The organism is Streptomyces sp. NPDC051582, from assembly GCF_040681715.1.
Lineage (GTDB): Bacteria > Actinomycetota > Actinomycetes > Streptomycetales > Streptomycetaceae > Streptomyces.
Genome location: NZ_JBFAZJ010000004.1, coordinates 228,872 through 254,564 on the forward strand (window position 1 = coordinate 228,872; position 25,693 = coordinate 254,564).

Consider the following 25,693-nt stretch of genomic DNA (forward strand, 5'->3'; position numbering starts at 1 on the left):
GATCCCGAACCGCCGCGAATGACCTTCCGTAGGTGACGACCATGCAGCTGAAGACGCCCGGATTCGATGCCCAGGTCAAAGCGGCCGCCGAACGGGCCCGCGCCTGCGGCCTGGCCGCCGACGCGATACGGATAGCGGCCACCCTCGACGGGATGGTCCCCGAACAGATCGGCCGGGCCGCCATGGGGCTCGGCGAGCGCGTGTACACGGAGATCGCCGAGTCCCAGGTCGCGGGCTTCGCCCCGACCGGCGGCCCCGGGACCGCGCCCGACGACGGCGCCGGGGACCTGCTGGTGCTGACCGGGACCGGGCGGCTGCGCGTCGTCCCGGCCGGCACCCGGCCCGCCGGCCCCGAGGAGGCCGAGCCGCTCGGCACCCTCAAATGGCAGAACCGGCCCGCCTCCCTGGGCCGGCTGTGGGCGCTGGCCCAGGACGTCCAGCGGATCCAGTTCGAGGAGGTCCACCGCTGGCTCGCGCAGCAGGACGCCGACTCCGTCCGCCGGCGCATCGACGCCGTCGGCCACGCCCTGGTCCACATGGCGCCCGTCCTGCTGTACGTCGGCGACCGCTGCTACAGCAACCTCGGCAAGTTCAGCAATCTGCCCGGCCGTTCGCTGGCCGCCGGGGCCGGGGCCTCCGTACTGACCCCGCTCCGGGAGACGCAGGCAGCGCGCTGGGCCCCCGAGGACGCCACCTTCGTGGTCTGCCTGAACGCGCTCATCGGCTCGGGCTCCCCGGTCCGCGCCGAGGAGTTCAACGGCGTGCAGCTCACCCCGGACCTGCTCGCGGGCTTCCTGCGGGAACGCATCGAGACGTACGGGGCCCCGGTCCCGGACCTCGCCGGCCGGCCGACGGGCGCCGCCCTCGACGCCCTGGCCGCCGCCTGCGCCGCCGCGCGGACGGAGCGGTTACGCGGCGGCGCCGTGTTCTACCGCGAGATCAACGGTGCCTCCCTGCACAAACGCGAGCGGATCATGGCCGAGCCGCTCGGCTGGGACGAGCTCCCGGCGCCCGTGGCGGGGCTGCTCTCCGGCGCCGCGGGCCGGCCCTTCCCCGTGGCGGCGCCGCCCGCGACCGTCCGGGCGTACGCCGACGAGGTCGTGGAGCGCGTCGTACGGCTCGCCCCGCCCGAAGGGTTCACCAGCGCCTACGAGGGCTTCCTGCACCGGTTCTTCGAGACGCTGGCCGGGGCCCTTGGCTGCGACGTGGTGATGGGACGGGGCCCCAAGAGCGTGGCCGTCCTGCACAGCGGGCACCCGGCCGAGGACCGGATCGCCCTGGCCACCCGCGATTTCTACTGCTGCGTCGCGCCCGGCGCCGCGTTCGTGCGGAGGTTCGCCGAGGACCGGGCCGCCCTCGCCCGGACCCTGTCCGCGTACAGCGCGCGCATGCGCTACAACACCTGGCACTACCTGCCGCACAGCATGTCCTGGACCGAGGAGTCCCCGGGCCGCGAGGACTGGTTCTTCGCGCCGATGACCGCCGACATCACCAACTGGTCCGACCAGCACCACACCGGGCACGTCACCTTCGGCGTCCGGCACGCCCTGCGCATCCCGCTCGGGATCGAGCTGGAGGGCGCGTACCGCCCCGGCCTCTACGACCTGCGGCTGCTGCGCACCTGCGGCGCCGAGTTCGAGCGGGCCGACCTGCGGGCGGCGATGGTGGCCGGGCGGATCCAGGCACTGCTGCACCAGGCGGCCGCCGACCGGGGCCTGGAGGTCCGCGATTTCGACAACGGCTGGTACCGGGATTTCCATGGCGCCTGACCTGCCCGGCGCCCGGAACCCGCCCGCAGCCGACCCCGACCGGCCCGGATCGCCGTACGCCGGCATCCGCACGCTGCGCGCCGCCTACGGGGACGGCAGCCTGCTGCCCTCGGAGCACCTGGCCGCCACCTTCGGGCTGATCGACCGGTGGGAGCCGCGGATCGGCGCCTTCCTCACGCTCGCCCGCGAGCGCGCGACCGCCGAGGCCGAAGCCGCGGACCGGCTCCTGCACCGGTACGGGAACTCCGTCTGGCGGGACCGGCCGCTGCTCGGCATGCCCGTCTCCGTGAAGGACCTGACCCCGACGGAGGGCATCCGGACCACGCGCGGCTCCCTGCTGCACGCCGACGCCGTGCCCGGCGCGGACGCCCCGGCCGTGGCCCGGCTGCGGGCGGCCGGAGCCGTCGTCATCGGCAAGACCAACACCTCCGAGGGCGGGTGGAGCGCCGCCGGCGTGAACCGGCTCCAGGGCCCGACCCGCAACCCGTGGGATCCCGCCCGCAGCCCCGGCGGCTCCAGCGCCGGGGCGGCCGCCTCGGTGGCCGTGGGCATCGGGGTCGGCGCCACCGGTACGGACGGCGCCGGGTCGATCCGGATCCCCGCCTCCTTCTGCGGGGTCGTCGGGTTCAAACCCTCGCTGGGCCGGATCCCGTACGTGCCCCAGAGCCCGGAGGAGCTCTCCCACCTGGGGCCGCTGACCCGGAGCGTCGCCGACGCGGCCCTGCTCACCCAGGTCATGGCCGGCCCCCACCCGGCCGACCCGCTGTCCTACGGGGAACCCGGTGAGCCGGTCGGCGATCCGGCGCGGGCGGCCGCGCTCCTGCCCCGCCTGCGCATCGGCTGGATCCCCTCGCTCGGCGCTCCCGCTCCCCGGCCCGCCGTCGCGGCCCTCGCCCGGCGGGCGGTGGAGGCGCTGGCGGCCCGGGGGCACGAGGTCGAGGAGATCCCGCCGCCGTTCGAGGACCCGTACGCGGCCCTGGAGACGATCCTGGCCGGCTGGGAGGCGGCCGCGCACCCCCGGGACCTCGAAGAGGTCGCGGGCCGCCTCGACCCCGGCCGGCTCCGCGTCATCCGGTACGGGCGCACGCTCGGCGCCGCCGCCCTGGCCCGGGCGTACGAGGCGCGCGCGGTGCTGCGGGTCCGCAGCCAGGCCCTGATGCGGCGGTACGACCTGCTGGCCATGCCGACCGTGGCCATCGCCCCGTTCGCCGCCGGTCTCCACGAGCCGCCCGACCCGGTCCGCAAGGGCGCGCTGGACTGGCTGGCCTGGGCACCCGAGGCCTACACCTTCAACCTGACCGGCCAGCCCGCGGTGTCCGTCCCGGCGGGGCTCTCGCCCGAGGGCCTGCCCGTCGGCCTGCAACTGGTCGGCGGGCGGCGCGAGGACCTGCGGGTCCTGGCCGCCGCGTACCAGCTGGAGCAGGCCCGCCCCTGGCACCACCACTACGCGGCGCTCTCGGCGCGATCGCCGCAACCAGCAAAGGAATCGACATGACCGAGGCCACGACCGAGGCCACGACCCAGGCCATGACCGAGGCCACGACCGAGGCCACGACCCAGGCCATGACCGAGGCCATGACCGAGGCCACCACCCGGGCCACCCCGCAGGCCACGACCCGGGCCACGACCGAGGCCGCCACCGCCCGCGAGGCCGACGAACGGCGCTACGCCCGCTTCGCCACCGGCAGCGTGGGCTTCGTCGGGCGCCACGGACTGTGGAGCGCGGAGCAGCGGGCCGCCGCCGAGGCCCTGGAGGAGACCCTGGCGGGCCTGGAGTTCGTACGGGTGGGCTTCGGCGATCCGCACGGGCTGATGCGCTCCAAGACCCTGACGGTCGAGGCCTTCCGCACGGCGCTGCGCAACGGCATCGACATGAGCCCGGGCCCCTTCGTCTTCGACACCGGACACGCGGTGGGCGTGGACTTCTTCGCGCCCGGCGGCGGCATCGGCGTTCCCGAACTGACCGGCGCCGGAGACTTCCTGATCGTTCCCGACCCGCTCACCTTCAAGGTGCTGCCGTACACCGAGGCGGCCACCGGCTGGGTCATCGCCGACGAGTACCTGCGCGACGGCACCGCCCACCCGCTCTCCAGCCGGGCCGTGCTGCGCCGCCAGTGCGCCCGCGCCGCCGGGCGCGGCCTGAAGTACGTGGTCGGCCTGGAGGTGGAGTGGTACGTGACCCGGCTGACCGGCGCGGAGCGCGGCCCGGGGGCCGCCGCGCGGGCCGCCGCGACGGTCGGCGGATTCGGCGTCCAGGGCGAGCCGCCCGCGGTGGAACCGGTCGACGGGGGCTACCAGTTCAACCTGGACACCCTCACCGACGGCCTGATGTACCTCGTCACCCCGCTCGCGCGCGCCCTGCGCGAGCTCGGCCTGCCGCTGCGCACCGTGGAGCACGAATCGGGGCCGGGCCAGCTGGAGTTCACCTTCAGCCCGATGAACGGCCAGGACGCCGCCGACGCCATGCTGCTCTTCCGCACGGTCACCAAGCAGATCTGCGCCCGCCTCGGCCACCACGCCTCCTTCATGGCGCTGCCCCGGCTGGAGCGTTTCGACCCGAGCGGCTGGCACCTGCACCAGTCGCTGTTCGACACGGCCGCCGACCGCAACGTCTTCATGGAGCGCGAGGGGACCGCCCTGCTGTCCGAGGAGGGTCTCGGCTACGTCGCCGGACTGCTCGAACACGCCGCGGAGACCGCACTGTTCTGCATCCCGACCGTCAACGGCTACCGGAGGCTCGACGAGCGGCACTCGCTCTCCCCGGACCGGATCGTGTGGAGCGCCGAGAACCGCGGAGCCCTGGTCCGGGTCCTCGGCGGCCCCGGCGAGGAGTCCACGCACGTGGAGAACCGGATCGGCGAGCCCTGCGCCAACCCGTACCTCTACCTCGCCGCGCAGCTCGCCGCCGGGCTGGACGGCGTCGAGCGCGGGCTGCGGCCGGGCGCGCTCGCCGAGGACCCGCACGCCCCCACGGCGGCGGCGCTGCCGCGCGACCTGGCGGAGGCGGTGGCGGCGATGGAGGGCAGCGCCTTCGCCCGGGAGCTGCTGGGCAAGCCGCTCCAGGACTGCCTGGCGCAGCTCAAGCGCAGCGAGGTGGCCCGGTTCGGGGAGTGGCTGGCCGTCGCGGGGCCCGCCGGCCCCGGCGAGATCACCGCGTGGGAGCACCGTGAGTACTTCGGCGCGTACTGACGCCTCCGGCGACGGCCCCCGCAACAGCCCCCGCGAGGACACCCGCGACGGCCCCCGCCGCGAAGCCCGCGACGACGACCGCGGCGACCACCACATGGCTTCCGTACGGCGACGGCCCGTGGCGGATCTTCCGAAGGGACTTCAACAGTGATCGTTGCGATGGACGGACCCGATGGCGCGGGCAAGAGCACCCAGGTCAAGCGGCTGCAGAGCTGGGCCGAGAGCCAGGGCCTGTCGTTCCGCGTCGTCGGCAAGTGGCAGGTGTTCGCGGAGGCCGAGGTCCCGCAGGCCCGGTTCCTGCGCGGCACCACCCTCGACGAACTGCGGGTCTGCATCGCCGAGATGCCCAACCCGGCCCGGATGCTCTTCCTCGGCTGGCTCAACACCCTGGCGGCGGAGCGCGCCCGCGCCGCCGAGGCGGACCTCGTCGTCCTCGACGGCTACTGGGTCAAGCACGCCGCCACCGAACTGCTGGCGGGCTGCCCAGAGGAGCTCGTGGACGCGATCGTGCACGCCATGGCGCCCGTGGACACCGTCGTCTTCTTCGACGTCACCCCCGAGGAGGCGCTGCGCCGCAAGAAGGGCGACATCACCCCGTACGAATGCGGCCGCGATCCCGAGTGCCGCCCGGAGAGCTTCCTGGCCCACCAGGCGGCCACCCGTGACGTCATGCTCGACTGGGCGGACCGGCGCGGCTGGGACGTCGTACGGGCGAACACCGCCGAGGCGGCGGCGCAGCAGCTGCGCAAACTGCTCGCGCCGAAGCTGGGGGTCGTGGTCAACCCCCGTCCGTCCGAGGCCGGCGCCCGCCCCGCCGGCGCCGACGCCCCGGCGGGCCACTGATGCCGGGCGACGGGCGGAGCCTGAGACGCGGCCTGGCGGCCGCACTGTTCGTCCGCTACCTCGGGGCGGGCAGCTGGGCCCCCCTCCAAGTCCTCTTCTTCGTCCGGTCCGTGGGACTGTCCACGGGCAACGTGGTCATGGGGCTGACGGCGGCCGGGCTCGCGGGCCTGGTCGCCGGACCGCTGGTGGGCCGGCTCGCCGACCGGTTCGGCCCGCGCGAGGTGGGCATCGCGGGGCTCGTCGCCCAGGCGGCCGCCGCGGGCGCGCTGCTGCTGGTGGAGGGCATGGCCGGGTTCCTCGTGGTGATCACCCTGATCGCCCTGGGGCGCGGCGCCTTCCCCGCGATCAGCGGGGCGCTGATCGCGTACGTGGGCGGGGAGGACCGGGTCGCGTACCGGGCGCGGATCTACTCCCTCCAGAACCTCGCGATGGTCTCCGGATCCCTGCTCGGCGGGCTGGCGCTGCAAGCCGACACCCGGACCGCGTACGTGATCGCGATCTGCGCCGACGTCCTCTCGTACCTCGTCGCCGCGGTGCTGGTGGCCCGGCTGCCGCACCTGCCGCCGATCCCCAAGGACCCGGGCAGCGGCCGGCACCACGCGCTCGCCGACCGCCCGTTCCTCGCGGTCAGCGTGCTCGCCGGGACCCTCGTCATGTTCGACGTCTTCATGACGGTGCTGATGCCGGTGTGGATCGCCGAGTACACGAAGGCTCCGCGCTGGACGGTCTCGCTGGTCTTCGCCTTGAGCTGCGCGCTCGTGGTGCTGCTCCAGACCAGGGTCGCCAAGGGGGTCGAGACCCCGCGCGACGGGGCGCTGGCGATGCGGCGCAGCGGGCCCGTCATCGCGGTGGCGATGGGGCTGGTCTTCGCCGCGGCGCACGCCCCGATGTACGGGGCGATGGCGCTGATCCTGATCGGCACGGCGGCGCTGACCTTCGGGGAGATGCTGTTCACGGCGGGGGAGTACGCGCTGTCGTTCGGGCTGGCCCCGGAGCACGCGCAGGGCGAGTACCAGGGCGTCTTCTCGGTCGGGGTCGGCATCGGGGGCGCGGTGGCGCCGACCGTGCTGAACGCGCTGTGCCTGGGCGCGGGCCCGGTGGGGTGGGCCGTGCTCGTCACCCTCATGGTCGCGGCCGGGGCGGCGGTGCCGCCGGTGGCGGCGATCGCCGAGCGCGGGCGGGGCCGGCGCGAGCGCGAGGAGGAGGGGGAGCGGGAGCGGGAGCCCAGACCGGCCGGGTGAGCGTCGCGGCCGGCCTGGGCCGTCTTGGGGGTGGGGGCCCTTCTCGCGGAAGCGGCCCCTACCGGCCGCGCGCGTCCACCAGCCGCGCCACCCGCGACTCGATCCCCGGGTCGTGAGAGGCGTACTCCTCGCGCCGGGCCTTCTCCTCGGCGCGTACGCGCTCCAGCACCGGCCCGGTCCACGGGGCGTCGAGCACGACGCCCCACAGGGGTTGGAGCCGGGCGGCCCGGGACACCTTGGCCTGGAAGGCGTCGCAGCTCAGGTCCACGGAGTCGTAGCCGTGGGCCGCGCCGTACTTCACGGCCTCGTAGTAGGTGAGGTTGAAGTAGAGCTTGGCCTCGCGGGCGATGGAGTCGTCCAGCCCGTGCGAGCGGGCGTACATGGTGTTCCCCCAGAAGAAGTACTGGGTGAAGCCCACCATCCGCTCGCCCTGGTAGGCGCCCAGGATCCGGCAGTTGTCGTCGAACAGCGTGGCCTGCTGGGCGAAGCGCTCCGACTCGCTCTCGTCGGTCACCGGGTGCCCGTACCGGATGAGCACCTGCGCGGAGAGCGGGCCGAGCAGGTGGTGGCACTCGGAGAGGCGCTTGACCTCGGTGCGGCAGCCGGCGTCGGTGTAGCGGCGCATCTCCCGGCGGATGGAGGTGAACTGGTGCGAGGTGAAGCGCCTGCGGTAGCCCTCCAGACCGTCGGGGTCCACGGGCAGGACGGCGGTCGCGTCCATCAGCACCACCTGGTCGCGGGGGCCCAGGTGCGACAGCAGCCGCTCCACCGACTCGTCGGTGAGGTAGAGCAGGGCCGCGAGGCCGCCGCCTTCGGCGCCCAGTGTGCGGAACCGGTCCAGTACGGTCCGCACCCCCGCCGCGGCGAGCGGCCCGGAGGTGCCGGGGGCGACGATCACCTCGCTGGTGTAGCCGAGGCGGGTCCCCCCGAGGAGCAGCGGCCGCTCGGGCGTGGCCGGCTCGGCGGCGCCGGGGAAGAGGACGGCGGGATCGTAGAAGTGCGGGACCTTCCCGGTGAAGCGGTGGGTGGGCAGCCCGGCGACGTACGAGCCGCCGCAGGCGGCGACCAGGTGGCGGGAGGCGGCGTCGGCCAGTTCCTCGCCGTAGAGCAGCCAGCGGTGGGTCGAGTAGAGGGCGGCGTCGCCCGCGAGGGCGTTCCACCGGTCGGCTTCCGCGTCCCGTATCGAGGTGAGCTCGACGAGCTCGGGGCCCTTCGAGCCGTCTCCGCGGCGGGTTGCGCCGTCGGCCGCGCCGTCCGTCCCTGTCGTCGTCACGCTGTGCGTCCTTCCCGATCGCGATCGAGTGCGCCGGTCACGGTAGCCACCTTCACCCGCCCGCGCGGTCGAGGACACGAAAGTCGGCCATCCCGGCGTCGATCCGCAGATAGGCCAGCCGGGCGGCCGTCGCGCCCCGGCTCTCGTACGGGGCGACGGCGGCGGCGGTGAGCTCCTCGGGGTCGGCCTGCGGATCGGTCTCCAAGTGGTCCGACACGGTCGTCTGGACGAGGTCGGAGTCGGCGTCCACCGCCATCCGCTCGGTCAGCGTGATCGTCAGCCCGTAGCCGTGCGCCGCGGCCCAGGAGCGCAGTTCGCCGTCCGTGACGAGCCGCTCGCCCGCCTGGAGGAGGAGCGCGGTCAGATGCGCCGTGCCGCCCGCGGCCAGGTGCCGGGGGAGTCCGGCGAGCACCCGGCGGCCCACGCCGAACCCGTCCTCGCCGCCCTCGTGGGCGGCTTCCCGGCCCGGTGCGGCGAGGGTCGGCAGGAAGGGGATGTTCGCGATGACGTGGTCGTACGGTGCCACCCCGGCCGGCAGCGGTGCGTACAGGTCTCCGACGAGGACCTCGATCCGGTCGGCGACCCCGTTGATCTCCGCGTTGAGCCGGGCCACTTCGGCGGTCTCCGCCAGCAGCTCCACCAGCGTGGCCCGGGCGCCGCGGTGGGCGGCGACCAGCCCCTGGAACCCCGGTCCGGAGCACAGGTCGAGGACGCGCGCGCCCGTACGGAACCCGGTGCGCCGAGCCAGCGCGATGGAATCCCGGCCGAAGTAGTGGCGCACGGGGAACGGGCTCGGCGGCTCCGCGAACAGCCACACTCCGGCCGAGCGGAACAGGCTGACGTCGAGCAGCCGGACCTCGGCCCCGCGCTGGTGCGCCACCCCGCTCTTGACCAGGGCCGGCAGCGCCCCGGCGAGGGCGGGCGGCAGCCGGTCGGCCGCCGCGGGCTCGCCGAGCAGCAGGAATCCGGCGAGGGCGCGCAGCTCCGCGTCGAGGCCGCGGGCGCCGGCGGCCCATTGGCGGCGGTCCACCGAATCCCCGGGGAAGTCGGCCAGGAATTCGGCGAGGCCGAGCCGTTCGAGCTCGGTGACGATCCGCGTCACCGGACGGCCCCGGCCGTGCGGTGCGCCGGGAGCCCGATCCACGTGCGGAGCATCAACCGCCCGCCGTCCACCGGCCCGTCCTCGTCGAAGGCCGTCCGGCCGTGCACGATCGACCGGTTGTCGATGAAGATCATCTCGCCCGGTGCCAGTCGCCCGTGCGTCTGCAGATCGCGCCGCTCCAGCAGCGAGTCCAGCAGGTCCAGCGCCTTGACCTGCTCGGGCGTCAACGGCGGCACGTGCGGGTGCCGGTGTCCGATCTCGATGTAGTCCCGCAGGTAGTACATCCGCTCCCGGCCGTCCCTGGACTCCAGTACCGGCCGCTCGGTCGTGAGCGGCACCCCCGGTGTGTCGTCCCGGGTGTCGAAGTGGACGGCCAGCCGCAGCGCCGCGAGCTCTTCGGGGTGCCCCCGGAGGATCTCCAGCAGATCGCTGACGTGCACGGTCACCAGCGCCCCGCCGCTGGCCGCCTGCCGGACGCAGAACAGCGTGAAAATGTCCGGAAGCCGCCCCGGCCGGTGCGCGGCGTCCGTGTGCAGGCTGCCGCCCTGCCGGCTGTCCGAGTAGCGGCCGGTCGCCCCCTCGCCCAGCCGCACCCCCCGGTCCCGTACGTCCCGCAGCAGGGCCCCGGCCCCGTCCTGCGGCAGCAGGTCCCCGGTCAGCCGGGAGACCGCGACCGTGAACCGGCGGGCCTGCTCCTCGTCGAGGTGGTCCAGCCCGCTCAGCACGAAGTAGCCGGGCCGGGCGTCGAGGTGGCGCCGTACGTACTCCCCGAGGGTCTCCCCGAACTCCCGGGACCGGTCGGTGCGTACGTCCTCCTCCCCGCCGCGGGCGACGGCCGTCGCGAGCGCGCGGTCGACGGGGTGTCGGACGGCGGAGAACGGATCGCTGCTGTTCATCTCAGATCAGACTCCCAAGACCTGGCTGCCGAGGCGTTCGGGAACCAGCCCCGAGCCCCGCAGCCACACGGCTATCTCTTCCGCGCAGTGCGCGACCCCCGCTATCCCGCTGCCCTCGACGGCCCGCAGCACCGCCCCGGCCGCCGCACCGCGGCTCTCGCCGAGGGCCAGGACCTGCGTGACGATGTTGTCGAGGACGACCGGCCCGCGCACGTCCAGCGCGCAGTTGTACGTCACCCCCGGCTCGGGCGCCAGCTCCAGGGCGCTGATCCGGCCGGGCGCCGCGCCCGCCGCAGGCCCGATGAACAGGCGGGCCTCCAGGCAGTGCGTGTCCCGGTCGACGCGGATGCGGCCGGGGGCGGGCAGCGCGCCCTGCGCCAGCTCCATCTGGAGGGCCACCACGTCCAGGCCGGTCTGCGCCTCGCACATCCGGTAGGCCAGCGGCAGCCGCCCGTTGACCTCCAGGAAGTAGTGGCTCCGGGCGCCGACGATGAACTCGACCGTCGCCACGCCCCGTAACCCCATCCCGGTGACGAGCCGGGCCGTGTCCGCCCGCATCCGCTCCACCAGCTCCGGGGCCACGCCCTGCACGGGCGAGGCCTCCAGCAGCTTCATGCTGCCGTCGACCAGCAGGCTCTCCCGCTCGCCGAGCGGGTGCACGGTCCCGGCGTCGTCGACGGCCACGGTGACCCCGACCACGGCGCCCCGCTCCACGTACCGCTCGGCGTACCAGCCGTCGCCGGCGCGGCTCCCGGCGCCCGCTTCGCTCCCGGCGCCCGCTTCGCTCCCGCCGCCCCTGTCGCTCCCGCCGCCCTCGTCGTCCGCGACGAGCGCGAGCGCCCGCTCCGCCTCGGCGTCCGTCCGCACGATGCGCACGCCCAGACCCCCGCACCCCGTCACCGGCTTGAGGACGACCGGCAGCCCGATGTCCGCGACCAGCTTGGCCACCCCCTCGTGCCCGGTCGCGTGCGGCAGCACGGGCAGGCCCAGCCGGTCGGCGGTGGCGACCGCGTGCTCCTTGTCGCGGGCCGCCGCGAGCACCCGCGCCGTCGGCCCGACGAAGGCGATCCCCGCCGCGGCCAGCCGCTCGGGCAGCTCCGGATCCTCCGCCAGGGCCCCGTAGCCCGGGTAGACGGCGTCGGCGCCGCAGCGCCGGGCCGCCTCGACGATCCGGCCCACGTGGTCGTACGTCTGCGCGAGCCCGGTGCCTTCGAGGTACTCGACGCCGTCCGCGGCGAGCGCGTGGAGGCGCTGGGGGTCCGACGCGGCGACGACGGCGATCGGCGACCATCCCAGCGTGCGGAAGGTGGCGACGGCCCGGGCCGCGATCGCACCGCGGTTGGCGATCAGGACTCTTCTCATGGCCTTCTCCCAGCGCCTCTCGTGGCGATCGGTGGCTCGCGGGTGGTTTCAGTTGCCCGGACGCGGCTGACCGAGCGCCCGGTAGTGCGTGACCAGCCGCCGCCGCTCGTCCAGTACGTGGAAGGCCAGCGCCGGGGCGAGCTCGTGGTCCACGGCGGGCAGGCCCTCGAAGGGCAGCGGCACGGTCGAGGCCACCCCGGGCGCCACGAGCAGCGGCCGCCCCGCGAACGTCGTGGCCGCGGCCACGTGCGCGTGACCGCACAGCAGCGCCACGACCTGCGGGTGCCGTTCCAGCACCGCGGCGAGGCGCTCCTCGCCGAACTGCCGGACCCGGTCCACGTACGGGGTGTGCAGGTCGACCGGCGGGTGGTGGAAGCAGACGAAGACGGGCAGCTCCCCGCCCTCGGCGGTCAGCGTCCGGTCCAGCCACCGCAGGGTGAGGTCGCTGAGCAGGCCCTCGTCGCTGCCCGGGATCGTCGAATCGCACAGCAGGAAGACGGCACCGGGCACGCGGACGACCCGGTTCAGCTCCTCGTCCTCCGGCGCCGCGTCGAGCAGGCCCGTACGGAACGGGCCCCGCCGGTCGTGGTTGCCGGGCAGCACCAGCACCGGGTACGGCAGGTCGAACAGCTTGCGGGCCTGGGCGTACTCGTCCGCCGTCGCGTGGTCGGCGATGTCACCGGAGACCAGGACGGCGTCGATGGGTCCGGGCATGTCGCGCAGGTGGTTCATGACGGTCAGCGCGCGCTGCGTGGCGCGCTCCGAGAGGTCCAGATGCAGATCGCTGACATGGGCGATGACGGTGGTCGTCACGACGGGTCTTCCTTCCGGGCTTCGGCCGCCGCGGCCTGGAAACGGGCCCTGACCTCGGCGTTGGTGTGCGCCGAAGTTACCCGCGGGGGCGTGGGCCCACCCCTGCCGATGTGCAGCGCCACCAGATGCGGGCCGGGCCGCCCCTTGATCTCCCCCAGACGGGCGGTGACCTCCTCGGCCGTACGGCAGAGCCTGCCCGTGCGGTATCCGGCCGCGAGCGCCAGCTCGTCCCAGCGCATGGCCGTGGCGCGGGTGCGCTGGCCGCCGGTGGAGTCGTACGCCCCGTTGTCGAGCACGAAGTGCGTCAGGTTCGGCGGCCGACGCTCGCCGACGAGCGCGAGCCCGCCGAGGTGCATGACCGCCGCGCCGTCGCCGTCGATGACCACGACGTCCCGGTCGGGACGGTTGATCGCGGTGCCGAGGCCCAGCCCGACGGCGTGCCCCATGGAGCCCTGCATGTAGAAGTTGCGCCGGTCGTCGACGATCCCGAAGAGCTCCCGGCTGATCATGCCGGTGGTGCTGTAGACCAGCGCGTCGCCCAGGTGCCCGGCGATGAGGGACACCGCCTCGCGGCGGTCCATCCCCGCGTCCGAGGGGGCCGCGGGCACCGGATGGGCGCCCACGGTCTTCGCCGGTACGAGCACCACGAAGGAACGCCGCTCGCCCCGGGCCCGCTCCGCCCGGTCGAGGAGCGCGCCCAGGCTCTCCTCTGCGGGATCGAGGATGCCGTGGGCGACCCCGAGGGCCTCCAGTACGCCGATGGTCCCCGCGCCCATCGCCGCGTGGTGCGGTTCGTCGTCCCCGGCGTCCGGCCAGCCGCGCAGGCTGACGAAGAGCAGCAGGGGGATCTCGTACGCCATGGTCAGCGAGGTCAGCGGGTCGAGGAGGTTGCCGAGCCCGGAGTTCTGCGCGAGGACCGCCGCCCGGGTCCCGGCCAGCTCGGCGCCGGCCGCCATGGAGAGCGCGATGCCCTCGTTCGGCGCCGGCACGTAGCTCTCCCGCTGCTCCAGCAGCGCGAACGGGCCCTTGAGGAAGGAACACGGCACCCCGCTGAAGAACCCGTACCCGCGGCGGTCCAGCTCCGCGCAGAAGAACTCGGCGCCGATCATGCGCTCCACTCCTCCCACCGGTTCACCTGCGTGAGGCCGAACAGCTCCTTCATCGGGGCGATGGCGTCCTCGACCCCGCCGGTCCCGCCCCGGAGCCGGATCTCGCCGAGGACGTCGCGCATGGCGGAGACCGAGGCGCGCAGCGCGTGGTTCGCGTAGATCACCATCGAGACCCCGGCGGCCTCGGCCTCGGCGAGGTCCCAGTGCGGGTAGGTGGTCGGCACGACGACCACGGGCCTGCGGGCCCGCCAGGCCTGGAGGAACTCCAGGATCTCGATCGGCGTGGACTTCTTGGAGTGGATGAGGATGGCGTCGGCGCCGGCGTCCGCGTACAGGTGCGCGCGGCGCAGCGCCTCGGTGAGCCCGGCCCCGGCGATGAGCGCCTCGACGCGGGCGATGACGGTGAAGTCGGCGGTGGTGCGGGCCCGTACGGCGGCCTGGATGCGGCCCGCGAACTCACCCGCGTCCTCCAGGTTCTGCCCGCCGCCGAGGAAGCTGTTCCGCTTGGGGAACACCTTGTCCTCCAGGCAGATCCCGCCGATGTCGGCCGCCTCGAACTGGCGGACCGTACGGACGACGTTGATGTTGCCGCCGAAGCCGGTGTCGCAGTCCGCCAGCAGCGGCAGCCCGGTCGCCTGGTTCACGTGCGAACAGGCTTCGAGCAGCTCGGACATGGTCAGCAGGCCCAGGTCGGGCAGGGCCCGGGAGGCGGATATCTCGAAGCTCGACGCCCACAGGCCGTCGAAACCGGCCTCCTCGACGAGCAGGGCCGTCAGCGCGTCCCGGGAGCCGACGATCCGGGCCAGTTCCCTGCGTTCCAGTAATTCGCGCAGTCGCGTCGCCTTCGCCACTATTCCCCGGCCCTCTGCGCGAAAAGGCCGTGGTGGGTGCCGTCCACGTCCTTCCCCGCCGACTCGAACACGCAGTGCCAGTGGAAGGAGCCGGGCCGGTCGTGCTCGGCGTCGGTGGCGCTGAGCAGGCGGAACCCGGGGTGCAGGCGCAGCAGGTCGGCGGCGTCCACGTACAGGTGCGGGTGCACCTTGTCGTCGGCCGCCCCGGGCTGGCGGAAGGTGTTGGGGCTGACCTCGGTGCCCCGCCCGTACTCGTGGTTGCGCCGGGAGAGCATCGTGGACTGGTAGATGCCGCCCGGGCGCAGGACGCGCCGGACCTCGTCGATCACGCGGCCGAGGCCGGCCTCGTCGTTGTGGTAGACCACGTTGAAGGCGAGGACGTAGTCGAAGCTGTCGTCCGGGTAGGGGAGTTCGGCGAAGTCGCCGATGTCGAGGGCGACCCGCAACCCGCGCCTCTCGCTCTCCTCGCCGGCCGCGCGCACCGCCGCCTCGCTGGCGTCGGTGCCGAAGCTGGTGAACCCGGCCTCCGCGAACCAGAGGGCGTGCCGGCCCACGCCGCAGCCGAGGTCCAGTACGTCCTGCGCGCCGAGCCTGCGCAGCCGCGCGGCTTCGTCCACGACCCACGGGTGCGGCCGCGACCAGTCGCCTGTGCGCCCGCTGTCGGTGCGCCAGACCTCGTCCCAGTAGAGATGGGCTGTCATCGGAAGACCTCGCTCGTGATTACTTTTCAGGGGGCGTCGACGGGCTCCAGCAGGCCGGCTTCGAGCGATCCGTCCAGCAGCGGCCGCATCGCGTCGAGTGCGCAGCCGGCGGCGGCGAGCGCCTCCGACAGCGGCCGGCGCCCGTCGAACCCACGCAGCAGCCGGAGCCAGTCCGCGTGGGTGAGGTGGTCGATGACGAAGCGGATGCCGCCGTCGACCACGACGTACGAGGTGTTCGCACCCGGTACGTCGTCGAGCACGAGGACGCCCTCGGCGAGGCGGAACACCGAGGCCTCCTCGATCCGTTGCCGCGGGAAGAGCTCCTGGACCTCGGGGCCCTCGAAGTCCGTGACGCGCAGTGCGTACGGGGCCGGCCCGTTCGGGGCCCGGCTGCCCGGGACGTCGACGGCCATCAGGTCGAGGATGCCCAGGTTGACCACGCGCAGGAGCAGTTCGACGTGGCCGGACGTCTGGTCCCGCTCCAGCCGGCGCAGGGCGCGGTGGATGTTCGCGCCGTCGAGGTACTGGGCGGCGCGCGGGGAGGAGAGCGCCTGCTCGACGAGCTCGTCGCCGTTCTGCGCGAGCATGCGGGTGAAGGTGCGGTGCGTGTGGCGCACGCCCTCGCCCTCGTAGAAGGCCAGCTTGGGCCGGCTGATCACCTCGGCGGGCAGGATGTCCCGTACGGCCTCGCGGATGACCCGCTTGTCCCAGAAGAGCCGCTTGCGGTAGGCGCGGGGGACGGTCGCGAGCAGTTCGATGATGCGGTGGTCGAGGAAGGGGACGCGCGCCTCGACGCCGTTGCCGGAGGCGGTGCGGTCCTCGACCCAGAAGTTGTACTGCTGCATGTCCCGGAACTTCCAGGCCAGGTAGGAGCCGTACGGGTCGTCCACCGCGCCGGGCGCGTACGCGCCGACGGCGTCGTCGCTGAGCAGCGGCAGGTCGGTCCCCTCCCACCAGGCGGAGAGCGCGGACTGCGAACCGAGCGCCTTGCGGCGGGCCATCGTCCGCAGGTTGCCCTCGAAGTCCTCCCAGTCGCCGCCGCCGGAGAGGGCGACGCTGTAGCCCCCGCTGAACTCGTCGGCGCCGGAGCCGAGCAGGATCGCCTTCAGCTCGGGCCGCTCGGCGCGGGCGAAGCGGTACATCTCGCTCTTGTAGAACTGCTCGGGGCCGCACAGCGGCGTCTCCATCAGCCAGAGCAGCCGCCGCCACTCGTCGGGGGAGGGGATGCGCTCGGCCCCGAAGGCGACCTGGTGGTGGGGCAGTCCCAGCAGTTCGGCGCTCTCGCGGGCGTACTGCGCGTCCTTGTTGACGACGGTGGCGCCGGTCAGCGCGGAGAAGGTGTGCAGTCCGGTGTGCGCGGCGAGGGCGGTGATGGCGGCGGAGTCGAGGCCGCCGCTGAGGAAGACGCCGATCTCGGCGTCGGCCACGAGGCACTCGCGCACGGAGGAGGCGAGCAGATCGCCCATGCTCTGCACGAAGAAGCCCTCGGGCAGCCCGCCCGCTTCGGCGGGAGCGGGCAGCTCCCAGTACCGGTGCACACGGGTGTCGCCGCCCCGCAGGCTGATGTCGACGATGCCCCCGACGGGCACCTGATCGATGCCGGAGAACCAGCTCATGGCCTCGTCGTGGCTCATGACGGGGGCGGAACTGAGCCCCTGGTCGGCGAGCGCCCGCGCCCAGTCGAGCTCGCGCGGACAGTCGGGGTGCGCGAAGAGCGCCTTGACCTCGGAGCCGAAGAGCACGGTGTCGCGGTTGCGGTGGATGAACAGCGGTTTGATGCCGAGCCGGTCGCGCGCGAGCAGCAGCCGCTGCTCGCGCAGATCGATGACGGCGATCCCGAACATCCCCCGCACGTCGTCGAGGAACCCGAGCCCCTTCTCCAGGTACAGATGGAGAAGAACCTCGCAGTCGGACTCGCTCCGGAACCGAACCCGCCCCTCGAACCCCTTCTTCAACTCCCGGTAGTTGTAGATCTCCCCGTTCGCCGCGAGGATGACGTTCCCGTCCTCGCTGATGAACGGCTGCCGCCCGCCCTCGGGGTCGATCAGCGCGAGCCGCGTGAACGACATGCACGCGGGCCCGGTGTGGTGGAACTGCATGTCGTCCGGCCCGCGCGGCCGCAGCGCGTGCGCCATGTCCCGGAGGATCGCGTCGGCGGACCCCGCGAGGGCGCTTCCGTCCGTGTGGGCGAATCCTGCAATTCCGCACATAAGACTTCCGATTCCCCTGTGACTGGTGACGGGAGCGGACATGCCACGCCTCCAGGAGGGGAGGCGTGGCATGGGAGCCGCTACTAGCGGACAGCGGCGACGATGGTGCCCTGGTCGACCTTCTTGGCCTCCGGCTTGACGTAAACCTTCATCTGATTCACCTCCGCTCGGCGTCAGCGGTCATCTACTGCCGAACAGCATCCCGACGCCCGGTATCCCCCTGGTGGCCCCCCAGTGGCCCCGGGCCGGCTGCCGCCACCCGAGGCCGCCCGCCTGCAAGGCGCTGAGGGCCGACGGCCAGTCAGCCAAGGGCCGGCACATCGGCTCGCGCTCTTGCCTTCGGCGCCGGCTTCGCACTCCCACTCTTGACGCAGAAGCCGCCGCAAGCGGCCACACAGAGCTCCTGCCCCTCGGCACCTCTTCGGGAGGCCACCGGAAGCCGGAGCAGTTCCAGGAAGTGGGGTTCCGGCTCGCGCAGGCCGGTGGGAGAAGTGGCAGGCATGGAAACCTCCTGAGGCTGGACGCCAGGGAAACGGTCCCCTCCATCCCACCCGCCCGCCGCGTTCCCACCGTCCTCCGAGTGGAGGAAACGGCAGACGACCCGTCTGAAGGGGCCCTCGTCCTCTCGTCCGCGGCCGGGACCGAGCCGGACTCCACGAACGACCGGCGCGCCTTCCCGCAGGCGATCATGAATGGCCAGGAGGAGGAGGCGGTCTACCGGAAGCAGGTCCCTCTGGTGATCCAGACGGGGGCGACGGTCCTGGACGGCATCTCCGAGGAAGATCCAAAGCCGTGGTCACTCAGTTGTTCACCCAGACGCAGAAAGAGCCGGCGCAGATTGCTCTGCACCGGCTCTCACCTGGTCTTACTCTGTCGGGGTGGCGGGATTTGAACCCACGACCTCTTCGTCCCGAATGAGGTCCACCCAAGATCCCCACCAGCACGAACGACGTTTCCCCTGGTCAGCGCGGTGGGCTCGAATGGTCTGGGGCAGTCTCAAGGGGCCTCGGGGAGCAGATCGGCTCCCAGCTGGCTCCCAGCGGGAATCCGGTTTGGCCGATGCCGCCAGGATGGACTAATCCTTTGACGGATCGCTGAAGCGCTGGGGTCACCCGTACAGGCTCAGGTGAGTCGGTGCGTTGCGGGGCTTGCGGCTGCCCGTCGCCATCACGGGGAGCGCCGAGAATAGAGTTGGACGGACAGGGATGGGTCCTCGCTAGGCCGGACGACCCGATGGAAGCCGTCCCTAAGCTGCCGGGGATATGAGCGAGCAAGGACAACCAGAAGCACCGGCCGATCAGTGGATGCCGCCGGAGGGGTCGTGGGCGTCGTCGGCCGCGACCCGGCGGAGCATGCTCGGCAACCGGAATCGCGATACCGCACCCGAGCTGCTCCTCCGCTCGCTCGTCCACTCAGCTGGACTGCGCTACCGGGTGGCTGCAAAGCCGCTCCCCAAGATGCGCCGCACGGCCGACATGGTCTTCCGCCCTGTGAAGGTGGCTGTCTTCATCGACGGCTGCTTCTGGCACGGCTGCCCGGAGCACTTCGTGATGCCCAAGACGAACCGGCCGTACTGGGAAGACAAGATTGGCCGGAACATCCAGCGAGACCGGGACACGGACAACCGTCTCGCGGAGGCCGGCTGGCTGGTGCTCCGCTTCTGGGAGCACCTCGAACCAGAGGCGTGTGCCGCCACTGTCATTGAGGCAGTGGCCGCCAGGCGGCGGGAGGCCGAAGCCCCGAAGCGTCCGAGGAAGACCTCCTGGCCGCCAAGTCGCTGACAGAAATCATGCCGCGGGTGGCCTCCTTGGCCCCGTTACGAGATGGTGCTGATCAAGCTGGCGGGGCCTGGTCAGCTCGCGTCGTGGGCCACCTGCAGTCGTATGGTGCCCTTTGCCGTGTGCAGAAAGGCGTCTCCCTGTCCGGCCAGAGCTTCGGCCCCGGTCTCGTCCAGAATGATGCGGCTGTCGGTCGCGGTCTTGACCCGCAGGGCGAGTTGGGCCGGGAAGTTGGAGCGGATGGTCGTCGAGATAACATCCGCGCTCGGGCGCTGAGTGGCTGCGATGACGTGGATGCCCGCAGCGCGGGCCTTCTGTGTCAGGCGCTTCAGCAGCGCTTCGATTTGCTTCTTCTCGACGGGATCGCTGGTGAGGTCGGCGTACTCGTCCAGGACGATGACGATCCATGGCTTTCGGTCTGCTTTGTCGACCTTAGCGTTGTACTCGACGAGCTTGCGCGTGCGGATCGCCTTCATATCCTTGTAGCGCACATCCATCTCTTCGGCGGCTTCCCCAAGAATTTCTATGGCGTCGGTGGCGTCCATGCCGATCACGCCGTCAAGGTGAGGGTCGTCCTCGAAGTCGACGAGCTCGGTGCCCTTGGGATCGACGAGGCGGAGTCGCAGGGTGCTCTTGTCGTACCGGACCAAGCCCTTGAGGATCGTGTCCAGGGCAACGGACTTTCCTGATCCTGTAGTGCCGGCCACCAGCAAGTGCGGTGAGTCCGCGGAGGACAGATCGATGGTGACCGGGTTGCCTTCGATGTCGGCGCCCAGCGGGGCGATGAGGCTCTCGGAATCGGCCGGGCATCGCTGCCACAGCGCTTTGGCGTCGACCCCGTACTTCTCGTCGTCGATCTTGGGGATCTCGAAGAGCACGGAGCCGCGGTCGCTGCGGGTGCGAATGCTGAACCCGGAGGGCAGTGCCAGAGCCAGGAAGATCTCGTCGCGTCGGTTGGTCAGCTTATCCACGCTGACCCCAGGGTTGGGGATGAACCGGAAGATGTAGAAGCCGGGTCCTTCATGCCACTTGCCGACCTCCGGGGCGGTGACCGCGACTTTGTGGCGGGCGAAGACGTCGGCGACCTTATTGTATCGAAGCCTCAGCTCCTCCTCGGTGAGCCCACTGTGGTGAGCCTTTGGAAGGACAGGATCTGCCTCTGCGGCATGGTGGCAGGCAACTACCGCTCCCTGTGCGTGTATTGGAGCAGCCGCTCCGATAGCCTCGACAGGCGCCGTTGATTCTTCCGGAATAGGTAGTTTGATAGAAATGTAGGCTGAGGGAGTCTCGGCGGCAGTGTCGGGGACCTTCACGGTCCCTCTGAGGCCCTCAGAGGCAACAAGAGGGTTCGCATCGGTGGGGTCCTCGTTGGCGCACAGAGCACCGATGAGGTCCAGTAGCTCGTGCTTGTTCAGCCTCACCAGAGTGTGCTTGCCGAGGCCTCCGACCACGGGGGCCGGCTGGTCGTCCTCAGCTGAGATGGCCACGGCAACGCCGGCGACTTGGCCGAGCCGGACATCCTCGGAGCGCAGGGCGTCAAGGACCTTCGCCTCGACCTGTCGGGGGTCGTCGTTGCCGATCACAGTGCGAGCTGGAAGGTCTGCGGCCTTCAGGGCGTTTCCACTCGTCTGAGCGATCGCGGCTGCAAGTTCGTCCAGCCAGAAGGGACGGTCGTGGCGAGACTCGCCGTCCGAGCGGAAGGCATCCTCGCACAGGTCGGTAGTGCGGTTGAGTTGTTCCTCGGCCGAGCCGACGTCGAAGGTCTGGCGGAACTTGGACTCGGCGACCAGGACATCCAGGCGAACCGTCCCGTCGTCCTGGACGGTCAGCACGAAGCGGCCCAGATCGGCACGGGTTTTGTGTCCTCGGCCGAACCAGCGGTGGTGCTCGTCGAAGCTGATCCAGGTGACTAGGCTCGTGCCCTGTCGAGGGACGGGGAACTGCTGGTCAATGACAAACCGGGTGGCGACCAGGCCGACGACTTCGTTGACTGTGGTGCCGATACCGAGGGAGCGCAACACGGCGCCAGGGGCCACATTGCGGCCGACCTCGTAGATCCGCCTAGCGGTGCCTTCGGAGTCCTGCGAGGTGACGACCCCGATCTGCTCCAGCCGGCGTCGTAGTCTCTGGACGACGAACTGCTGGCCGGTCTGCGAGCTGACAATGAGGGTGTAGGACTCGTTCTTGCCGACACTGGGCTTGACTAGGATGACGTCAGGGCGGTTACGCAGGGCATCGATCTGCTCACGGCCGATGAAGCTGTCAAGGGTGACGACCCAGTGGGCCACGCGGTGCAGGGTGGCGAACAAGTCCTGGTGTTGGTCGAACTGCACCTGCATCTCGAAGTAGTCGATGCCATCGACACTCTCCCGGGAGACCGGGGAACGGCGGTCGTAGCGCACGCACAAGGTCGACCAGGACTCAAGAGTCTCGTCGGAGGTCTCAGGCAACATTGCTCTAACAACGTTCTCGCTGGTCTGAGCCAGGTTGTGTGAGGCCGGGTGCTTCCAGGAGTTGAAGGAGCCCGACAAGGATTCCTTCTTTGTGCTCTCCTTGATACTGGTCTGGGTGCCAAACAGCGCCGGAGCCAGAGCGAGGTCGATCGTGTCTTCCAGCCCTGACAGGTCTGCCTCCTGATCGGGCTCCCATGCTTGCAAGATGAGTTGGACGTCGGGCAGGAAGCTGTCCTCGGACATCTCAGCGCCGGAGAACTGCAGGTCGAAGCCCTGGATGATCTCGTGATGGGTGGCTTGGGGAGCCAGCACGACCAGATCAACCTTCAGGCGAGGGTTCTTGGCCCGCACCTGCTTTGCCACGCGCATGGGCAGGACAGGGTCGCCGTTGCGGTCCAGAAGCAGTACACGTAGGCCGTCGAGCTTGTGGGGGTAGGTCGTCAGGTAGTCGGTGATGACGCGGACCATCTCGTCGATCGCCGTCTCGTCGACGCTGGAGAGCCAGTCCTTAGACTCGTTGCCGCCGTAGCGGACCGGAGCGTACTCCTCGTGCCCGGCCGATTCCCGCATCGGAATGGCGATCGTGCTGCCGGGCCCGACTAGGACCGCCGGTGTCCCATGTGGGGAGATACGGTCGATGGCGTCGAAGAAGAGGTCTTCGTTCTCCTGGTTGAGGCTCAGACCTCCTTCTTTGTTCAAGGCGGTCTCGATGCTGCTGGCGGCCTCCGCGTAGTTCCTTGCCAGCCAGCGCAGCTTCAGGGGGTGAGTGGCCAGCATCATCATGCGGTGATCGGCCAGCCCGATGACATCGGTCAGCACGACGGCCTCAAGGTCTGCGTTCGGAGCGTTGTCGGGAACCAGGGCAGTGCGAGCTTCGCGGAGTATGCCTTCCCAAGCGCGTACGTAATCCTTGATGTTCCCGGCGTCAAGCCCGTCGGAAAAGCGCTCGAAGTGCTCCAGCTTGAGGCTTTCCAGCTGACCGGCAAAATATGACGCGGGGACAGGCACAGGCTCATCGACCTGCCAGTGCCGGGGGTCATTGAATTTGTCGAGGAAAGTGTCGAACGTCAGATTGCTGGCATGGCCAGGGGGGGTTCGCCAGCCGTGGATGAGGGCCGCCAGTGCGATCTGCCCGGGGATTCCCAGAGGGTCCCAGCGGAAGCGTCGCTGGGCGGCGCCGTCCATCTCGACCAGGATGCGTAGTGGGGCCCATTCGGTGGTCGTGTCAAACGGCTCGTCTTCCTTCGGCAGGGGCGGCTTGGCCCGGTCCAGCAGGCAGGGCTTGACCTCCAGGGTCAGCCGAAGACCAGTGGAGTCCCGGATGTCACACAGGGTGCGTGCGTAGAGGAAAGCGAATAGCCAGCGGCTCCACCGCCCAGCTTCCTGATTGCCTTCAAGCCCGACGACGACGGAGCCTTCCTCTTCGTCGGAAAAGTAGGTCAGCTCGCGCAGCAAGGCACGCAGTGGGTCCTGGACGAACTGAGAGTCCGGGAAGGCAAGCTTCTCGACTTTGCGGCGTGACCGCCTAGACAGCAGATCGGCCAGAACTTCGGCCCCACCGACGGGTGCCTCGTCAAGGAAACGCTGTGCGGCTTCCTGGTCTCCGCGGTCAAGCGCGCCTTCGATCACCATGGCATCGAACTCGTCGACCCGCTCTGCGTCGGTCCTCTCGATCTCCTGCCGGACCTGCTGGCCCAAGCCGACTTTTGTGGACTTCTGCTCGAAGACCTCAAGCCAGAGGGTCAGGTCCTGCTCGCGGCGCAGCTGACGAGGATCCTGCGGGGTAGAACCAGTGCGATTGAGGTTGAGTACGAGGCTACGCATGCGTGCTTTGGCAGTCTCGGAGTCTGTACCGATGTGGCCCAGCGACTGCTCGCTGAACTCGGCCGTGGCGATGCGGTCTATCAGGTCTTCCTCGGTGATCTCCTTGCCGGTCGGCTGCTTGAAGGCACTGACCGAGACGTTCTTCTTGATCCGGGCCGGCAGCGCTGCGGGCTTGCTGAAGAGTCCTTGGTCCGGAAAGAGGTCAAGAGTGGGCAGGGCAGCAGAGATCTCGGGATAGACCACGTCTGACGTGTGGACCTGACTTGCTGCAATCTTCTGCGCGGTTTCGACCAGGAAGGCCGCCCAGCGGTGCAAGGACCGGCGCTCCTCATCGGTGATGGCACGCCAGATCTCGGACAGAGAAGTGGTCATCAGGGCTGGAACGTCGCCAATGCCACCCACCTCCCGCCACGCTTCTGCCATGAACCTATCGAATCCGCGCTCGCCGGAGGCGTTGTGGTGGTCGCCCAGGATCGTGGCATCGTCAAGAGCGTTCATGGCCGCCAGCCCCTGGGCATCCGGAGACTGCCCCCACTCAAAGAGCAACACTGCCGTACCCTGTCCCGAATTCCGCCACTTGGTCAGCTGATCCTGCGGTTCCAGCAGGTAATCAGCAGGTACGCCTTCGATTGGCTCCGAGGTGCCAACCTTGACGACAATCTGATGGTCCGGTGACCCCGACAGCCTCTGGGCCGTGCGGCGGAGGGCCTCGGCCACGGTCGGCTGATCGAAACCGCTGACTCGCAGGCTGGCACGGGCCCCACTGATCTCGGTGACCTTGCGCAGCGCTTCGTCGGCGACGAACCGACCGAGCGCTCGGATGCTGATGTCGGTCACCGGGGCTCCCCTCGAACCATGCTGGTCGCATCTGAATACTGAGTGAGCAGACCGATGGCGGCCAGCTTTTCGCGGAACGCCTTGCCGTTGTGATCAAGGAACGACGGATCGACCTCGTAGGCCAACGGGCTCGCAGCCGCGACTTTGTTCTCCACCACGAGCCTGTACTTCTCGTACAGCAGCGAGCAGAACTGGTCGAACTCCATCTCCGTCCCCTGCGGGACGGTGGCAGATACCAGACCCTCAAGCATCGGGGGCTTCATGGTGAAGTGCCGGCGCCCGCCCGTTGCGTTCAGGGCTCCCACAGCGGCGAGGGTCCCACTGAAGAATGCTCGGGGCGAGTCGACCGCCTTGCCCGTCTCCTTGGTGAATCTTTCGTAGCGGCGCTTTCTGGCCTCGTCGCCTTCGCCTTCGGCTTCGGTGATCATCTCCCGAGCCTGGACGTTGATCGCGTTGACGATGTCGTTGCGGAAGTTAGTGAGGTTCTTCTGCGACTCTCTACGCAGCGGAGTTGCGTCGTTGCCGAAGTCCAACAGGAGCGACTCGCCATCGGTAGCGCCGAGCTTCCTGCGTGCGAGGTGCAGCTGGTGGCGCGCCAAGCAGTAGGGGACCCAGTGCATGAGGCTCTCGGTGCGCTTGGCCCTGGGTACCGTTGCAATTCGAGTGACGATGTTGCGGGTCCCATCCCTCAGCAGATCGGGCCACGGGCTGAGATCTTCGTACAGCTTGATTCCTGCGTCTGAGCCCTCCACCGGCACTTCGTCGTAGTCGAAGTCGTGCGCGCTGAGGGCTTTGGCAAGATTTCCCAGCGGGGTGCCGCTGTCCTGTACGAGGTCGGCAAGGCCCTGTTGGGTCGCTTCTTTGCGGTCAGGGTCAGGGTCGCTGCGTAGGACTTTGTAGGCCCATCCTCCACCATCGCGGAAGAGGTAACGCTCGATACTCGGAGCATTGATGCCAGCAGAGACCATATCGGCCTGCTTGCGCTTTTTGGGGCTCTTCTTGGAGATGGCATCGAGTTGCTTGATTCGTCGTTCGACTGCGTCGTAATGGATGAGTTCACCGACGAACGGATAGATGTGCGCGCCGAACCAACTGGGCTGGTTGCGACGCCCAGGGATCTCGACCAGCAGGGACGAGAACAGCGCGTGGAGCGTTTCCATTGTTTCGGGAGAGTCCAGATCGACGGCCTTGCTGAGTGCCTCGTCGCCCTCGACGATGCGGGCTTTGGTCGCGATCCGCCGGGCCAGGTCGTGCGAGGTCCTCTTGTAGGCCGTGCTGGCGCCGTTGTCCAGGAGTCCTGCGAACTCCTCCGGGTCCTCCTGATGTGCCAGGTAGACGCCGCGGGCTATCGCGAGCATCTCAAGAGGGACGTAGAAACCGCGGCCTTGCTGTTCGAGATTCACCCCGAAGAGACGAAGGACGACCTCTGCCTTGGAACGATC

General features: G+C 70.7%; 17 protein-coding genes. 6 read left to right on the plus strand and 11 right to left on the minus strand.

The window, feature by feature from the left end; genetic code table 11:
* The first annotated feature begins 32 nt into the window (after positions 1-32).
* The 5 genes from AB0M92_RS08730 (at position 33) to AB0M92_RS08750 (ending at position 7,042) form a co-directional block, all read left to right on the plus strand.
* On the plus strand, positions 33-1,769 hold the full coding sequence (locus AB0M92_RS08730) for a hypothetical protein (RefSeq protein WP_366101357.1): 1,737 nt from the start codon (positions 33-35) through the stop codon (positions 1,767-1,769).
* The gene (locus tag AB0M92_RS08735; protein ID WP_366101359.1) at positions 1,759-3,264 is read left to right on the plus strand and encodes an amidase family protein; all 1,506 of its coding nucleotides are present in this window, start codon (positions 1,759-1,761) and stop codon (positions 3,262-3,264) included. Before AB0M92_RS08730 ends, AB0M92_RS08735 begins: the two co-directional genes overlap by 11 nt.
* Positions 3,261-4,958 carry a glutamine synthetase family protein gene (locus AB0M92_RS08740; RefSeq protein WP_366101360.1) on the plus strand — a complete coding sequence of 566 codons (1,698 nt, stop codon included), beginning with the start codon at positions 3,261-3,263 and terminating at the stop codon, positions 4,956-4,958. The genes AB0M92_RS08735 and AB0M92_RS08740 overlap by 4 nt, the downstream gene beginning before the upstream one ends.
* Before the next feature lie 159 nt (positions 4,959-5,117).
* The gene (locus AB0M92_RS08745) at positions 5,118-5,801 is read left to right on the plus strand and encodes a thymidylate kinase (RefSeq protein ID WP_366101361.1); all 684 of its coding nucleotides are present in this window, start codon (positions 5,118-5,120) and stop codon (positions 5,799-5,801) included.
* Positions 5,801-7,042: an MFS transporter gene (locus AB0M92_RS08750; protein WP_366101362.1), complete on the plus strand. Its 1,242-nt coding sequence runs from the start codon at positions 5,801-5,803 to the stop codon at positions 7,040-7,042. Before AB0M92_RS08745 ends, AB0M92_RS08750 begins: the two co-directional genes overlap by 1 nt.
* Before the next feature lie 58 nt (positions 7,043-7,100).
* Here AB0M92_RS08750 and AB0M92_RS08755 read toward each other — a convergent pair whose 3' ends face one another.
* Genes AB0M92_RS08755 through asnB form a run of 9 tightly spaced genes read right to left on the minus strand, consistent with a single transcriptional unit; the run spans position 7,101 to position 17,431 of the window.
* Positions 7,101-8,315, minus strand: a complete 1,215-nt coding sequence (locus AB0M92_RS08755) for a GNAT family N-acetyltransferase (RefSeq protein ID WP_366101363.1) — start codon at positions 8,313-8,315, stop codon at positions 7,101-7,103.
* A gap of 52 nt (positions 8,316-8,367) precedes the next feature.
* The gene (locus AB0M92_RS08760) at positions 8,368-9,459 is read right to left on the minus strand and encodes a methyltransferase (RefSeq protein WP_366101364.1); all 1,092 of its coding nucleotides are present in this window, start codon (positions 9,457-9,459) and stop codon (positions 8,368-8,370) included.
* The gene (locus AB0M92_RS08765; RefSeq protein ID WP_366101365.1) at positions 9,414-10,313 is read right to left on the minus strand and encodes a TauD/TfdA family dioxygenase; all 900 of its coding nucleotides are present in this window, start codon (positions 10,311-10,313) and stop codon (positions 9,414-9,416) included. The genes AB0M92_RS08760 and AB0M92_RS08765 overlap by 46 nt, the downstream gene beginning before the upstream one ends.
* Positions 10,314-10,319: 6 nt before the next feature.
* Positions 10,320-11,675, minus strand: coding sequence for a biotin carboxylase N-terminal domain-containing protein (locus tag AB0M92_RS08770; RefSeq protein WP_366101366.1), 1,356 nt, complete (start codon positions 11,673-11,675; stop codon positions 10,320-10,322).
* 48 nt (positions 11,676-11,723) lie between these two features.
* Positions 11,724-12,488: a metallophosphoesterase gene (locus AB0M92_RS08775; protein WP_366101367.1), complete on the minus strand. Its 765-nt coding sequence runs from the start codon at positions 12,486-12,488 to the stop codon at positions 11,724-11,726.
* On the minus strand, positions 12,485-13,597 hold the full coding sequence (gene aepY, locus AB0M92_RS08780; RefSeq protein WP_366101368.1) for a phosphonopyruvate decarboxylase: 1,113 nt from the start codon (positions 13,595-13,597) through the stop codon (positions 12,485-12,487). Before aepY ends, AB0M92_RS08775 begins: the two co-directional genes overlap by 4 nt.
* Positions 13,594-14,448 (minus strand): isocitrate lyase/phosphoenolpyruvate mutase family protein, encoded by an 855-nt coding sequence (locus AB0M92_RS08785; protein WP_366101369.1) that lies wholly within the window; start codon positions 14,446-14,448, stop codon positions 13,594-13,596. Before AB0M92_RS08785 ends, aepY begins: the two co-directional genes overlap by 4 nt.
* Positions 14,448-15,149 carry a class I SAM-dependent methyltransferase gene (locus AB0M92_RS08790; protein WP_366101371.1) on the minus strand — a complete coding sequence of 234 codons (702 nt, stop codon included), beginning with the start codon at positions 15,147-15,149 and terminating at the stop codon, positions 14,448-14,450. The genes AB0M92_RS08785 and AB0M92_RS08790 overlap by 1 nt, the downstream gene beginning before the upstream one ends.
* 26 nt (positions 15,150-15,175) lie before the next feature.
* Entirely contained in the window at positions 15,176-17,431 is a 2,256-nt protein-coding gene (gene asnB, locus AB0M92_RS08795) for an asparagine synthase (glutamine-hydrolyzing) (protein WP_366101372.1), read from the minus strand.
* Positions 17,432-18,663: 1,232 nt separating this feature from the next.
* Between asnB and AB0M92_RS08800 the strand changes: the two genes are divergently transcribed.
* Positions 18,664-19,140 carry a very short patch repair endonuclease gene (locus AB0M92_RS08800; protein WP_366101423.1) on the plus strand — a complete coding sequence of 159 codons (477 nt, stop codon included), beginning with the start codon at positions 18,664-18,666 and terminating at the stop codon, positions 19,138-19,140.
* 71 nt (positions 19,141-19,211) lie between these two features.
* On the opposite strand, the gene AB0M92_RS08805 is transcribed toward AB0M92_RS08800, so the two are convergent.
* Positions 19,212-24,251 (minus strand): FtsK/SpoIIIE domain-containing protein, encoded by a 5,040-nt coding sequence (locus AB0M92_RS08805; protein WP_366101373.1) that lies wholly within the window; start codon positions 24,249-24,251, stop codon positions 19,212-19,214.
* Entirely contained in the window at positions 24,248-25,654 is a 1,407-nt protein-coding gene (locus AB0M92_RS08810) for a hypothetical protein (RefSeq protein ID WP_366101374.1), read from the minus strand. The genes AB0M92_RS08805 and AB0M92_RS08810 overlap by 4 nt, the downstream gene beginning before the upstream one ends.
* Positions 25,655-25,693: the final 39 nt, after the last annotated feature.

Coding starts and splice junctions, on each gene's coding strand:
- AB0M92_RS08735 (WP_366101359.1), top strand. CDS start 1,759: ATGGCGCCTGACCTGCCCGGCGCCCGGAACCCGCCCGCAGCCGACCCC.
- AB0M92_RS08740 (WP_366101360.1), top strand. CDS start 3,261: ATGACCGAGGCCACGACCGAGGCCACGACCCAGGCCATGACCGAGGCC.
- AB0M92_RS08745 (WP_366101361.1), top strand. CDS start 5,118: ATGGACGGACCCGATGGCGCGGGCAAGAGCACCCAGGTCAAGCGGCTG.
- AB0M92_RS08750 (WP_366101362.1), top strand. CDS start 5,801: ATGCCGGGCGACGGGCGGAGCCTGAGACGCGGCCTGGCGGCCGCACTG.
- AB0M92_RS08765 (WP_366101365.1), bottom strand. CDS start 10,313: ATGAACAGCAGCGATCCGTTCTCCGCCGTCCGACACCCCGTCGACCGC.
- AB0M92_RS08770 (WP_366101366.1), bottom strand. CDS start 11,675: ATGAGAAGAGTCCTGATCGCCAACCGCGGTGCGATCGCGGCCCGGGCC.
- aepY (WP_366101368.1), bottom strand. CDS start 13,597: ATGATCGGCGCCGAGTTCTTCTGCGCGGAGCTGGACCGCCGCGGGTAC.
- AB0M92_RS08790 (WP_366101371.1), bottom strand. CDS start 15,149: ATGACAGCCCATCTCTACTGGGACGAGGTCTGGCGCACCGACAGCGGG.
- asnB (WP_366101372.1), bottom strand. CDS start 17,431: ATGCCACGCCTCCCCTCCTGGAGGCGTGGCATGTCCGCTCCCGTCACC.
- AB0M92_RS08800 (WP_366101423.1), top strand. CDS start 18,664: ATGCCGCCGGAGGGGTCGTGGGCGTCGTCGGCCGCGACCCGGCGGAGC.